General features: G+C 50.7%; 11 protein-coding genes. 3 read left to right on the forward strand and 8 right to left on the reverse strand.

The window, feature by feature from the left end; translation table 11 throughout:
• Positions 1–3 precede the first annotated feature (3 nt).
• Together F0L74_RS10905 and F0L74_RS10910 are read left to right on the forward strand one after the other, a co-directional pair.
• Entirely contained in the window at positions 4–702 is a 699-nt protein-coding gene (locus F0L74_RS10905; RefSeq protein ID WP_149837896.1) for a methyltransferase domain-containing protein, read from the forward strand.
• On the forward strand, positions 695–1,831 hold the full coding sequence (locus tag F0L74_RS10910) for an NAD(P)/FAD-dependent oxidoreductase (RefSeq protein WP_149837897.1): 1,137 nt from the start codon (positions 695–697) through the stop codon (positions 1,829–1,831). The genes F0L74_RS10905 and F0L74_RS10910 overlap by 8 nt, the downstream gene beginning before the upstream one ends.
• Positions 1,832–1,894: 63 nt before the next feature.
• Here the strand turns inward: F0L74_RS10910 and F0L74_RS10915 are convergent, their stop codons facing one another.
• The 8 genes from F0L74_RS10915 to F0L74_RS10950 form a co-directional block, all read right to left on the reverse strand.
• The gene (locus F0L74_RS10915; RefSeq protein WP_149837898.1) at positions 1,895–2,311 is read right to left on the reverse strand and encodes a Fur family transcriptional regulator; all 417 of its coding nucleotides are present in this window, start codon (positions 2,309–2,311) and stop codon (positions 1,895–1,897) included.
• 155 nt (positions 2,312–2,466) lie between these two features.
• The gene (locus F0L74_RS10920) at positions 2,467–3,198 is read right to left on the reverse strand and encodes a putative outer membrane beta-barrel protein (RefSeq protein WP_149837899.1); all 732 of its coding nucleotides are present in this window, start codon (positions 3,196–3,198) and stop codon (positions 2,467–2,469) included.
• A 29-nt stretch (positions 3,199–3,227) separates the two neighbouring features.
• Positions 3,228–3,794 (reverse strand): hypothetical protein, encoded by a 567-nt coding sequence (locus tag F0L74_RS10925; protein ID WP_149837900.1) that lies wholly within the window; start codon positions 3,792–3,794, stop codon positions 3,228–3,230.
• A gap of 36 nt (positions 3,795–3,830) precedes the next feature.
• Positions 3,831–5,948 carry a TonB-dependent receptor gene (locus F0L74_RS10930; protein ID WP_149837901.1) on the reverse strand — a complete coding sequence of 706 codons (2,118 nt, stop codon included), beginning with the start codon at positions 5,946–5,948 and terminating at the stop codon, positions 3,831–3,833.
• A 370-nt stretch (positions 5,949–6,318) separates the two neighbouring features.
• Complete coding sequence (locus F0L74_RS10935; protein ID WP_149837902.1) at positions 6,319–8,862, reverse strand: DNA gyrase/topoisomerase IV subunit A; 2,544 nt, start codon at positions 8,860–8,862, stop codon at positions 6,319–6,321.
• Positions 8,859–9,257 (reverse strand): cupin domain-containing protein, encoded by a 399-nt coding sequence (locus F0L74_RS10940; RefSeq protein WP_149837903.1) that lies wholly within the window; start codon positions 9,255–9,257, stop codon positions 8,859–8,861. The genes F0L74_RS10935 and F0L74_RS10940 overlap by 4 nt, the downstream gene beginning before the upstream one ends.
• Before the next feature lie 13 nt (positions 9,258–9,270).
• Entirely contained in the window at positions 9,271–10,203 is a 933-nt protein-coding gene (locus F0L74_RS10945; protein ID WP_149837904.1) for a DUF1835 domain-containing protein, read from the reverse strand.
• Positions 10,204–10,219: 16 nt separating this feature from the next.
• Entirely contained in the window at positions 10,220–12,127 is a 1,908-nt protein-coding gene (locus F0L74_RS10950; RefSeq protein ID WP_149837905.1) for a DNA topoisomerase IV subunit B, read from the reverse strand.
• Positions 12,128–12,362: 235 nt separating this feature from the next.
• On the opposite strand from F0L74_RS10950, the gene F0L74_RS33250 reads away from it, so the two are divergent.
• Complete coding sequence (locus F0L74_RS33250) at positions 12,363–12,509, forward strand: hypothetical protein (RefSeq protein ID WP_188315958.1); 147 nt, start codon at positions 12,363–12,365, stop codon at positions 12,507–12,509.
• Positions 12,510–12,585 lie beyond the last annotated feature (76 nt).

Genomic DNA, 12,585 nt, shown 5'->3' on the forward strand with positions numbered 1-12,585 from the left:
CAGATGAACCTGATACAGCGTTCGTACCAGGCCGAGCTGCTGGATGCAGACGATATCCCCTTTCCGGATATCCGGCGTAATATGCATGAGCTGGACGTGATCAACCGCTGGCTGGGCGGTCACCGCATTACGATTAAAGGGCTGCAGCAGCTGCTGAACGGCCGCCGGCAGGTACATATCTGTGAAATAGGCTGCGGTGGCGGCGATAACCTGCAGGCCCTGCTGCAATGGTGCCGCCGTAAACATATAGCCGTTACATTTACCGGCATTGATATTAAGGATAGCTGTATAGACTATGCTACCCAACGCAGCGTCTTAACCGGCCATACGCGCTGGATCGTGAGCGATTACCGCGACGTGCGCTTCACGGAAAAACCAGACATCCTTTTCTCCAGCCTGTTCTGTCATCATTTTACCAATGAGACGCTGGTAGACCAGCTGCAATGGATGCAGCAGCACTGCAGCATGGGTTTCTTCATCAATGATCTACACCGGCATTGGCTGGCGTATCATTCGATCCGGATCCTTACGCAATTGTTCTCCCGCTCTTACCTGGTAAAAAACGACGCGCCCCTGAGTGTGGCCCGTGGCTTTACGCGGCAGGAATGGCAATCCTTACTCCAACAGGCAGGTCTCCGTAAGGCGCAGGTAAAATGGCAATGGGCATTCCGTCACCTTGTTACCTGGCAACAGCATGTTTGAGGGCCGTTATGATATGGCCATTGTTGGCGGCGGACTGGCCGGTCTTAGCCTGGCTATCCAGTGCGCAGACGCGGGTTACAGCACCGTGCTGTTTGAACGGGAGCAATACCCTTTTCATAAAGTATGCGGGGAATATATCAGCCTGGAGAGCCGGGGTTTCCTGGAGCGCCTGGGCCTGCCCCTCCAAAGCTGGCAGCTGCCGGCCATTAAAGCGCTGTTCCTTTCTGATGCCCGCGGACAGGCCTATACCACTACCCTGCCGCTGGGCGGTTTTGGCGTAAGCCGTTACCGGATAGATAATGCCCTGTATGAAATAGCCCTGCAGAAAGGCGTTCATGTGTTTACCCAAACCAAGGTACAGGATGTACAGTTCCAGCAGAACCGTTTTATCATCAGCGCGGGCGGTAAACGTATTGCCGCCTTTGTAGCCGCAGGCGCGTTTGGTAAACGCAGCAACCTGGATGTGAAATGGAAACGCCCGTTTGTACAGCAAGCGCCTAATAAGCTGAATAATTATATCGGCATCAAATATCATATCCGCTACGATCACCCGGAAGCGCTGATCGCCCTGCATAATTTTGAAGATGGTTACTGCGGGATCTCCCGTATTGAGGACGATAAATGCTGTCTTTGTTATCTTACTACCGCGGCTAACCTGCAACGGCATAACAACAGCATACCGGCTATGGAACGCGCGGTGCTGCAGCGTAACCCGCATTTGAAAAAGATCTTTAGCCAGGCGGAGTTTATTTATGAGCAGCCGCTGGCTATTTCGCAGATCAGCTTTGCGCGCAAGGCCACCGTAGAGGATCATATGCTGATGGTAGGCGACGCAGCCGGTATGATCACGCCGCTTTGCGGTAATGGCATGAGTATGGCGCTGCATGGGGCTAAACTGGCTTTTGAGCAGATTGACGGTTTGTTACAGCAGCATATTACCCGGCAGGATATGGAACTGAATTACCAGCGTAACTGGCGGCGGCATTTTACGAACCGGTTGTTTATGGGAAGGATGCTGCAAAGTTTCCTGGGGAAAGAAAGCAGGGCGAATATATTAGTGGGACTGATGCGGTATATGCCGGCGGTGGCCAGGCAGATCATCAGGTCTACGCATGGGGAGGCGTTTTGATGTGCTAATGTGCAAATGTGCTGATATGCTAATGAATAAATGGCAAGCAGGCCAGTTGGCTAGTTAGGCGGAACAGGTCTTACAGGTCCCATAAATAACAGTATTTAATCCGGCGATCTTAAATCCTCTAGGCAGTTTAAAGGAGAGCTGGCTGTCCGTATCCAGGCAAAACATTTTATGACAGCGCTGGCAGTTAAAGTGCGCGTGGTGATCGTGATGGTGGCCGTGGAGGCATCCATCTTTACAAAGGGCAAAATGGGCTACGCCCCCGGGGTCTATTACTTTATGCACCAGCCCGGCTTCTTCAAAATCGTTGAGCACACGGTACAGGGTGATCCTGTCCATCTTCTTTCGTTTGAATTTCTGTTCCAGGTCAGCATGAGAGAAGGCTAACGCCTCTCCATGTAACGCTTCATATACCTGCAGCCTGCTGCTGGTTACGCTAAGTCCCCGCTCTTTCAGTACGTTAGTTGCATCCATCACCTGTAATTTAACCGGTACAAAGATACAACATTGTTGCGTTTAACAAAAGGGGTGCGGATTTAAACAGCCCGGCCTGCAGCCTGCCGTACCGCCCCTACCGGCGGTGAGCCAACTGCAGATCCAGGCTGTTCTATATGTACAGGACAATCACCCTATTTTCCAAATTCATACACCAGGCCCAGGTTGGTCTGTACCCCGCTGATGGCTGTATGATAGCCGTCTATTTTGCGGCCGGCATTTACCGGGCGGTTTTCGTTATCGATGGAAAAATTTGGTTTTGAATAGAAATAATCCACGCCGGCAAAGACGCCGATATGCGGCACGATGGTATAACGGATCGCGGCGCCGCCCTGCCATCCAAAGGCGGATGCGGTGGATTTATCCTGTTTGAGGCGGTTATCGAGGCCGTCTTCCAGGTATACCTCGTTGCCGGGGAGGGTGGCATTCACCAGCCCGCCCAGGAGGCGGAAGTCCAGGGACAGCTTACCCAGCGGCACCGTATAATAAGGGCCTACCAATATATTAATGGTTTGGTTGTTGCCTTTGATATACACGGTGGAGCTGTCTACATCAAAAGCCTCTTTGTAACCGTCTGCCAGGCCCTGGGCGTTTTTAAAACCGTAATGGGTATAGGACAGTATGCCGCCTATTCCAAAATGGCTGTGTTTAAAATAATATGCGCCGGTAACACCAATATTAAAGCCTGTTTTGGCAAAACCGGATTGGTCGTTGTTATAATCTCCTTTGCTGTAATCTCCGCCGGGTAATGATAAGCCACCGGTAATGCCGATAAAGCTCCTGGCATCCTTTTTATTCTGTGCTTGTACACTTAGTACACTGGTCAGTAATACAGCCGCTAGCAGGCTGGTAATAACTATTTTCATCTGGTATGATTTATATGGGTGGGTGCTTTCTATTTAATATTCACGGTAAAATCCACATCTGCGTCTGTAGAACCCGGCTCGCAGGAGCCGTTCTTCAGGTTGGGCTGGTGACGTAGTTGCAGGTTGAGCGTACCAGTACTGGCGGGGCCGGTGGTGAACTGGTCTTCCAGGCCTACTTCCAGCGCGGGGGTGTTGGTGTCCTTGTCTGTGCGTTGCACGGTCAGGTTCAGGCCTGCGGAGTTACTGAAGCAGATCAGGTGGTAGTTCTGTCTTTCTTTGATCTCTTCGGTCACATCGCCGGCGGGCGACTGGGTTTCATCCAGGAACAGTACTTCTACTTTGTAAGTGCTGTTAGGCTTCAGGTTCAGCACCGCTTTGCTGATATCTACGCCATCCGGATCGTCTGGCGTAAGGTCTTTCCAGGAGGCGGTCTGTACGTCTGCCGGGTTAGCGGCATTGGTTACCTTCAGTTGTACGGTGGTCAGGAACTCATTGCCCGGAACGGGTGGCGCCACGGCTTTTTCATCTTTGGAGCAAGCATGCAGCATCACGATCAGCACGGCCAAAAGCGTTGCAAAACTGGCTATCTTCTTCATGTTTTACGTGTTTATTGGTTTGATTAATGAATATGTTTAAAAGCTCATTTTGGTACGGAGGATAAAATTTCTGCCCAGGTCGTCCGCGTAATAGCGGAACCGGTTCAGGTAATCGCGGTAGGCTTTGTTGGCCAGGTTGTCTATGGAAAAGTTTAGATCCAGTAAGCGTTTGCCCAGCGGCAGCGCGCAGCCAATGCCGGTATTAAACAGGTGATAGCCCGGCGGCGGCGGTACGTAGTCGCTGTTAGGCGGCACCCGGTTTTGACGGGCTACGAGGAGGTATTGCAGGCTTATGTAAGCATTCTTTAGCCTGGGCTGCGTATACTTGAGGGTATTGTCATACCGGTCTGCGGGCATAAATACCAGGTAATCATGGATGGTTTTGTTGAATGCCCGTACCAGGGAGGCTTTGCCTGTCCAGGTGAGGTGGGCGGGCAGCGCGTAGCTGATCTCTGCATCCAGGCCGCGTATGCGTACGTTCTCCTGGGTGTAGATGAACAGCGGAAAGGTACCCTGGACCAATTGTATGGTACGCAGGGCGGGTTTGGCGTAAATGAAGCCGTTGATCTCGTTGTCGTAGAGATCTAACTGGGCGTGTAATTTTTGCGTGTGATATTGCAGGCTGAGTGTGCTGTTCACGGAGCGCTCTGAGTGAAAAGAGGAATCGCCTAATTCATAAGAGGCTGCGCTCAGGTGGATACCTTTTATATATAGCTCATTCACACTGGGGGCCCGCCAGGCAGTGCCTATATTGGCATTGAGGGACAGCGCTTCGCTGATCTGCCAGCTGGCGCCGGCGGTACCGGTGATGTTATTGTAGGTGTGCGTATTGTCGTATACCTGCAGGCTGATATCATCCCGGCGGTATACCCGTAACCAGCGGTAATCATAGCGCAGGCCGGCCTCTAAGGTTAACTTATTCAGATGGTATTTTTCTATAGCGAACAGGCCGCCGCTGTAATTGCGGAAGTTGGGCACCAGGTAGCGGATACCGCGGAATACATTGCCCTGTGTGCTGCCGCTGAAGCCTATCATGCCGTCGATTTTTTTGTTGCCGGGTTGATGGTAGATCAGGTCTGCGGTGTGCGTTTTTATCTGGAAACTAAGCTGCGGTAACTGTGCCAGCGCTGGATCCGGGTTATAGGGCAGGTCTACATCGTATTCCTTGCGCAGGTCTTTCTGCCGGCCGAATATGAACTCCAGGCTGCTTGTATTTTTAAAACGGTACCAGGCGCTTAACTTCAGCAGATCATGGTATACCTGCTGGTAACTTCTGTTGATACCGTAGCTGAAAACATCCGGTGTAATAGGCTTAGCCCTGGCAAAGGCCGTGTAAAGGTCCGTTTCATTGCCGACGTGTGAGCCGGAGAAGATGCCTAACTTATTATTAAATTGACTGTAGTATACGGTTATGCCATAACGTTTGCGTTCGTAGGCAGCCGTGCCGGAAAAATCACCTTCGAATAACGCGGTGTTATCCAGGTAGTAGTTGGCGGTCTTGAAATTACCGGCCCGTTTTAAGGTGCCCTGGGCGCGCCATTTAAGGCCTTCGAGCGCGCCGCCCGGCGCGCCTTCCAGCATGCCGGAGGTAGCGCCCATACGGCCGTTGCTGGCGGCTACCAGGTTTAGTTCTCCACCTAATGGCTTATCAGTTGGTAAGGCTGGCGGTTCCAGTAATACTACGCCAGCCAATGCGTCTGCGCCGTAGCGGATGGAGGCTGCGCCTTTTATAATGGTGATCTGTTGTGCGGTGAATGGGTCTATTTCCGGGGCGTGCTCGCTGCCCCATTGCTGGCCCTCCTGGCGAACGCCGTTGTTCAGGATGAGTACGCGGTTGCTGTGGAGGCCGTGGATGACGGGTTTGGAAATGGAAGGGCCAGTTTGTATGCTATTAAGACCGGGGATACTTTTGAGGGTTTCGCCGAGGGTGGCGCCGCGGGTTTGCAACAATGTTGCACCGGAGAGCGTGTTCGTGGTGGCGGTGGTCAGTGCGGAGGATTGGCGGTGGCCTTTTACGACTATTTCGTGTAGCGCGGTGGTGTCCCTCGGCTTGTCGTTTGTTGTATCACGACGGTTCTGTGCGCGAAGGTTTTGTGTAAATATCAGTGGGAAGAGGGCAATAAAAGCCCTTCCCGCAAGAGAGATCGAATTCACTTTGCAGGTGTTATATGATAGTGTAAAAGGCCTTTACAGGCATGGCATTTCCGGACCGGCGAATAGGCCGGTTGTTGTTATGTGCAGGACATTGTTGTGAATGATTATGTTATTTGTACGGGGTCAAATGTAGATATAAAATTGAAATTATGTTGCATTTTTTGAACAAAGGGGAAGAATATTAGTTTAAACGGTCTATCTAACTGTTAGGGGTTGATCTATGGTCTTGTATTTAAAGTATGCAACTCAGTATAAAAAAATCCAGGGCAAACAATCCATCCTATTTAGTATGATTTCCATTTCATGATCTCCAAAACAAAAACAGCCGGTAGTAACCACTTACTACCGGCTGTTTATCATTTATTATACACTAAAACAACTCTCCCTGTATGTTCCCCTCCTCTTCCGGATCCGGGTCCTCATCTTCCGACAACAGTTCCACGCTCACAAAATCATCTCCTGCCAACCTGGTACCTACTGTCCTCCAGCCTGTCACTTCCACAAATTCGCTCAGGTTCACTTCCTCTTCTTCCGGGCTGCGTTTTTTGCCGGTTTTCAGTAGTACAACCGGGTCTGAGTGGGTGGTGGCGAGCTCCAGGTAGTTGCCGGCGCCTTCCTTAATGAAGGTGAACTTATTGTTCAGCGTCTGCGTCTCGATCTTAAAGCGTTTTACGTTCACCTGCTTTTTGTCTGCGTCAAAATAGATGGCGGTTACGATCTTCTCCGGGTTAAATTTCTCTATGTATACTACATCATCCGGTTCGTAGCGGTTGGTGAGCTCAAAGTTGGTGAGCACATAGCTGCCGTTCTTGTACACTACAAAGATTTTGTCCTCTCCTTCAAAGCTGCCTATGTATACGCCACGCTCTTCTGTGTTCAGGCGGCCTATCTTATCATCGTACCAGATCTTCTGGCCGGAGAGGGTGGATACGCCTTTCTCTTTGAATTTTACGCTGCGGATGGGATACTTAGTTACCTGGTTGCCCATGGAGCTACGGCCCTTGATGGCGATGGTCTCGAAGAACAGGTCGAAGTCTTTGTTGCGGGCGGAGCTGTTGGGGCTCAGTTTTATGCTGACTACCTCTGCTTCGCCATTAGGGTTGGCGGAGAAGTAGTGTACTTTGGAGTTCTTCTCGCCTTTGGTGGTGAGATCGTATTCCTTATCGCGGGTAATGCCGGTTACGTTAAAGCGTTTGGCATAGCTGATACCGCTCTTACCGTCTACATAGATCATGTTGTAGGTGGTGCGCTCATCGTTTTTGCGGAACACGTCTACGTGGATGATGTCTTTGCCTACGAAGGTCTTGTCGGAGACTTTTGTTACCAGCATTTTGCCGTCGCGGCGGAAGACGATGATGTTATCCAGGTCAGAGCAGTCTGCTATGAACTCATCCTTTTTGAGGGAGGTGCCTATAAAACCGTCTGCGCGGTTTACGTAGATCTTGGTATTGGCCATGGCCACCTGCTGTACCTGAATGGTGTCAAAGGTCTTGAGCTCAGTGAGCCTTTCGCGGCCTTTGCCGTATTTCTTGAGCAGGTTTTCGTAATAGGTAACGGTAAAGTCTACCAGGTGGTCCAGGTCGAATTTTACCTGTTTGATATCGCCTTCAATGCCTTTGATCTGTTCGTTCAGCTCGTTGATATCGAGACGGTAGATACGGCGTACGGGTTTCTCCGTGAGCTTTACAATATCTTCGCGGGTAATGGCCCTTCTGAGGTTTTTCTTGTAGGGGGTAAAGCCCTTATCAATGGCCTGCAGTACGGTTTCCCAGTCTTTGTGTTTTTGTTCCAGCTCCTTGTAGATCTGTTTTTCAAAGAAGATCTTTTCCAGGGAGGTGTAGTGCCATTTTTCTTCCAGTTCCGCCAGGCGCAGTTGCAGTTCGCGTTTCAGGAGCTCGCGGGTAAAGTCTGCGGAGTACTTCAGCAGGTCGGAAACGGTGAGGAAGTGCGGCTTGTCTTCTACGATCACGCAGGCATTGGGCGAAATGGAGATCTCGCAGTCTGTGAAGGCGTAAAGGGCGTCGATGGTGATGTCCGGGGAAATGCCGGGCGCCAGTTGTACCTCTATCTCTACATCTTTGGCGGTGTTGTCCACCACTTTTTTGATCTTGATCTTGCCACTGTCGTTTGCCTTTACGATGGATTCCATCAACTGGGTGGTGGTTACGCCATAAGGCACATCCTTTACCAGCAGGGTCTTTTTATCCTTCTCTTCTATATGTGCGCGTACCCTTACTTTGCCGCCGCGTTTACCATCGTTATAACCGGCAATATCTATCATGCCGCCGGTCATGAAGTCCGGGAACAGCTCAAACTTTTTGCCGCGCAGGTATTTAATGGAGGCTTCTATGAGCTCGCAGAAATTATGCGGTAATATTTTGGTAGAGAGGCCCACGGCAATGCCCTCGGCGCCCTGTGCAAGCAGCAGGGGGAACTTCATGGGCAGCGTGAGCGGCTCGTTCTTACGGCCGTCGTAGCTTAGTTGCCAGGTGGTGGTCTTAGGGTTGAACGCGATATCGAGCGCAAATTTGGAGAGGCGCGCCTCAATGTACCTGGCGGCGGCAGCATCGTCGCCGGTTCGTACATCGCCCCAGTTACCCTGGGTCTCAATGAGCAGTTCTTTCTGTCCCAGGTTTACGATGGCATCGCTGATGGAGGCGTCGCCATGCGGGTGGTACTGCATGGTTTGGCCAATCACGTTGGCTACCTTATTAAAGCGGCCATCGTCCATTTCCTTCATGGCGTGCAGGATGCGCCGTTGTACCGGTTTTAACCCGTCTTCCACGCTGGGCACCGCACGCTCCAGGATCACATAGGAAGCATAGTCCAGGAACCAGCTTTCATACATACCACCCACGTGGATGATATTGTGTAATGATTCGTCGTTTGGCAGATTATCTTGAATGTCACTCATAAGCTAAAATTTTTTTCAAAGTCTTCCCTCCAAATCCGCACGGAATCGCGCTGCACGTCTTCCAGGGAGTTCAACTCTATAAAGGTACAATCGGTTACGGCTATCAGCTGGTGCCAGATATTGATGGCTACTTCTACCCTGGCAGGCGCTTCGATCGTTATTACGCGGATCTCTTTTTCATCCAAAGGGCACCAGTGCAGTGCTGCTTTGCCGCTTAATACAAAGAGTATTTCCGGGTTCTTGTAATCGCTTTTGCCTTCGTGGTAATGCTGTCCACTGCTGCTGCCGGCTTTCCGGAAACACATAATGAAACGGCCGGTGCGCTGGCTTTCCCATATGTAGTTGGCCCCGCGTTCGTCCTGGCCTATTAATTCCAAAGGTGTTACCGATACCATTGTTATTTTTTTACTATGATCCCAGTATTTCACCGGGTATGTCGGGCTGCGCTTCTCCGCCGCCCGGCAGTTTCACTTCAAATTCCTTTGCTGTTTTCAGCTCTCCCCTGCTTTCCAGCTGTTCTGTGCGGATCAGCTCCTTCACGCGCCAGGCGAGATACTGGTCCATTACCGGGTACTTGAGCTTGCCGGTTACCTGGCTTACGACTTTAGAGGCTTTCTGGAACTCTTTTGTACACTGTGCCAGCAAGTCCTTGTCGTAATGCGCCACCGGTTCTCCTTTTATCTTTTTGCCGCCTTCCAGCAAACGTACGCCGGCGTTCTCGTTCATTAGACGGTGCCATTCCTCGCCATCCAGCTCAAACTCCGGTACGGATACCGGGCGGGCCAGTTTCTTAGCCTTCAGGAATTCCCTGGGCATGATCTGGTGCAGGTGGGTAGGATAAAATACGGCGTTCTTTTCGTTGAGGAAAGGCAGGTTGTTGAGGTAAATGATATGTATACGGCCGGAAAAGTCGTAGAGTTGACTGACCAGCCAGTAATATCCGCATACGTCGCGGGCGTTCTGTCCGGCCCAGATCCAGACTTCCTGTTCCGGCTCTGTTTTTAGCAGGGCTTTTAACTGTTTGACCAGCTCAGGATCGCCGGCCACTTCTTCTTCAGCGGGAGGGGTGGCGGCGGTCGTGTTTTCCGTTGCAGCTTGTTCCGTTGCAGCTTGCTCCGTTGCAGCTTGCTCCGCTACCGGCTGCGGCTGTATGCCGGCCAGCTGCTGCCACCACTGGCGGCGGTTAGCCTGGCCATCTTTGGTGTCCAGTATAAACAGCGGGCCAATGGAAAGATCATCTTCAAAACAGAGGATGTCCCCTTTTATTTTCTCGTCCAGTTCAAATGCTGCAGCCAGCACCGGTTTGGAGGACTGTCCGAATACGATATGTAGTACGCTCATTAACTAGTATTGATTGTTATTCGGCCACCAGGTCTTTTTCGTACCGCAGGTTGCTGATAATAAACTCCTGACGGGTTTGCGTATTCTTACCCATATAATATTCCAGCAGTTTCTGGATATGGATGTCTTTGGAGAGGATGATGGGATCCACTTTCATGTTTTCGCCAATGAAACGGCCAAACTCCTCCGGCGAGATCTCGCCCAGGCCTTTAAAGCGGGTGATCTCCGGTTTGTTGCCCAGTTTTTTCACCGCTGCCTGTTTCTCCTCTTCATTATAGCAGTAGATGGTTTCCTGTTTATTGCGCACGCGGAACAGCGGCGTTTCGAGGATATATACGTGCCCGTTCTTCACCAGGTCCGGGAAGAACTGCAGGAAGAAGGTGAGCAGCAGCAGGCGGATGTGCATACCATCCACGTCTGCATCGGTTGCTACCACTATCTTATTATAACGCAGCCCTTCCAGGCCCTCTTCTATATTCAGCGCGTGTTGCAGCAGGTTAAACTCCTCGTTCTCGTATACGATCTTTTTGGTAAGGCCAAAGCTGTTGAGCGGTTTACCACGCAAACTGAATACCGCCTGTGTTTCCACATTGCGGGATTTAGTGATGGAGCCGCTTGCGGAATCGCCCTCCGTGATAAAGATGATCGTATCCAGGCGGCGGGCTTCCATTTCCAATTTGTCCTTGCCGGTAAGCTCATCGTTGAAGTGCAGGCGGCAGTCGCGCAGTTTACGGTTGTGCAGGTTGGCCTTTTTGGCGCGCTCGTTAGCCAGTTTTTTGATACCGGCCAGCTCCTTGCGTTCGCGTTCGCTCTGCTCGATCCTTTTCTTCATGGATTCTGCCACGGAAGGGTTCCTGTGCAGGAAATCATCCAGGTGTTTGCCCAGGAAGTCCAATACAAAGGCTTTCATAGAGGCGCCGCCTTCAGATACCGTCAGGGAGCCCAGTTTGGTCTTGGTCTGCGACTCAAATACCGGCTCCTGTACCCTTACAGAGATAGCGGCACAGATAGAAGCGCGGATATCCGTAGCATCGTAGTCTTTTTTGTAGAAGTCACGTACGGTCTTTACAAAGGCCTCGCGGAAAGCCGCCAGGTGTGTACCGCCCTGGGTGGTATGCTGACCGTTCACAAAGGAGTAATATTCCTCCCCGTACTGGTTCTCATGGGTAATGGCCACTTCTATATCCTCTCCTTTGAGGTGGATGATAGGATAGCGCAGGTCCTCCGCATTGGTTTTCCGCTGCAGCAGGTCCAGCAGGCCGTTCTTTGAAACGTATTTCTGCCCGTTGAAGTTGATGGTGAGACCAGCATTCAGGAAGCAGTAGTTCCAAATCTGGTTCTCCAGGAATTCCGGGATGTATTTGTAGTTCTTAAAAACGGTATCGTCCGGGGTAAAGGTTACCAGGGTGCCGTTCGTTTCGCTGGTAGCGGTCTCTTTATGCTCTTTGGTGAGCACACCGCGCTCGAATTCCGCTGTTTTCAGGCGGCCGTCGCGTATGGACTGTACTTTAAAGTACTGGGAGAGGGCGTTTACCGCTTTGGTACCCACCCCGTTCAAACCTACGGATTTCTGGAAGGCCTTGCTATCGTATTTGGCGCCGGTATTGATCTTGCTCACCACGTCCACCACCTTGCCCAGGGGGATACCGCGGCCATAGTCGCGCACGGTCACGCTGTGCTCAGATACCTTGATATCGACCTGGCGGCCAAAGCCCATGGTATGTTCATCAATACAGTTATCCACCACTTCCTTGATGAGGATATAAATACCATCGTCCATGCTGGTACCATCTCCCAACTTGCCAATGTACATACCCGGCCGCAGGCGTATATGTTCCCGCCAATCGAGCGAACGGATCGAGTCTTCCGTATAGGCTGCGAAGAGGTCCTTTTTGTCCTTTTCCGTTTTGTCTGTAATTGCCATATATATATTAAGATAACTATTTACAAGCTTCAGGGCCGGGCTTACTAAATCTTTTAGCAAAATCCGGGTACTGGCAAAAATAAAGGATTCGGGCAATCATCCCAAGTATAAATTATGCACCCCGTCCCAAATTCTTGTGTTTAAATAAATTTTTATGCAAACTATATTTTATATGATAGATTTATCTATATTTACAGTCCTGGTTATACACAAGTACAAAAACTGTCCTAATTCTATGAAAACACTATGCCTGATGATGCTAATGGTAGTGCTTTCTGTTGCACTGCTGATCACTTTCCTTACAGACAGGGGCCGTCGTCCCTTCCGTGAAATCTTCAGTAAATGGATGAAGCGGTTTAACGAGTGGCAAATGATGAACTGATAACAAACAATCTACCTTATATAGTTTTTACCGTTAGGCTACAATTACTGTCAAGAGCTAAGCGCTAACGACTAAA

Origin of the sequence: Chitinophaga agrisoli, from assembly GCF_008386695.1 — a bacterium.
In the GTDB taxonomy this organism is placed as follows: Bacteria; Bacteroidota; Bacteroidia; order Chitinophagales; family Chitinophagaceae; genus Chitinophaga; species Chitinophaga agrisoli.

Bases quoted from the DNA above. Each gene is read 5' to 3' on its own strand.
- F0L74_RS33250 (WP_188315958.1), top strand. From the start codon at position 12,363: ATGAAAACACTATGCCTGATGATGCTAATGGTAGTGCTTTCTGTTGCA.
- F0L74_RS10905 (WP_149837896.1), top strand. From the start codon at position 4: ATGAACCTGATACAGCGTTCGTACCAGGCCGAGCTGCTGGATGCAGAC.
- F0L74_RS10925 (WP_149837900.1), bottom strand. From the start codon at position 3,794: ATGAAGAAGATAGCCAGTTTTGCAACGCTTTTGGCCGTGCTGATCGTG.
- F0L74_RS10935 (WP_149837902.1), bottom strand. From the start codon at position 8,862: ATGAGTGACATTCAAGATAATCTGCCAAACGACGAATCATTACACAAT.
- F0L74_RS10920 (WP_149837899.1), bottom strand. From the start codon at position 3,198: ATGAAAATAGTTATTACCAGCCTGCTAGCGGCTGTATTACTGACCAGT.
- F0L74_RS10940 (WP_149837903.1), bottom strand. From the start codon at position 9,257: ATGGTATCGGTAACACCTTTGGAATTAATAGGCCAGGACGAACGCGGG.
- F0L74_RS10950 (WP_149837905.1), bottom strand. From the start codon at position 12,127: ATGGCAATTACAGACAAAACGGAAAAGGACAAAAAGGACCTCTTCGCA.
- F0L74_RS10915 (WP_149837898.1), bottom strand. From the start codon at position 2,311: ATGGATGCAACTAACGTACTGAAAGAGCGGGGACTTAGCGTAACCAGC.
- F0L74_RS10910 (WP_149837897.1), top strand. From the start codon at position 695: ATGTTTGAGGGCCGTTATGATATGGCCATTGTTGGCGGCGGACTGGCC.
- F0L74_RS10945 (WP_149837904.1), bottom strand. From the start codon at position 10,203: ATGAGCGTACTACATATCGTATTCGGACAGTCCTCCAAACCGGTGCTG.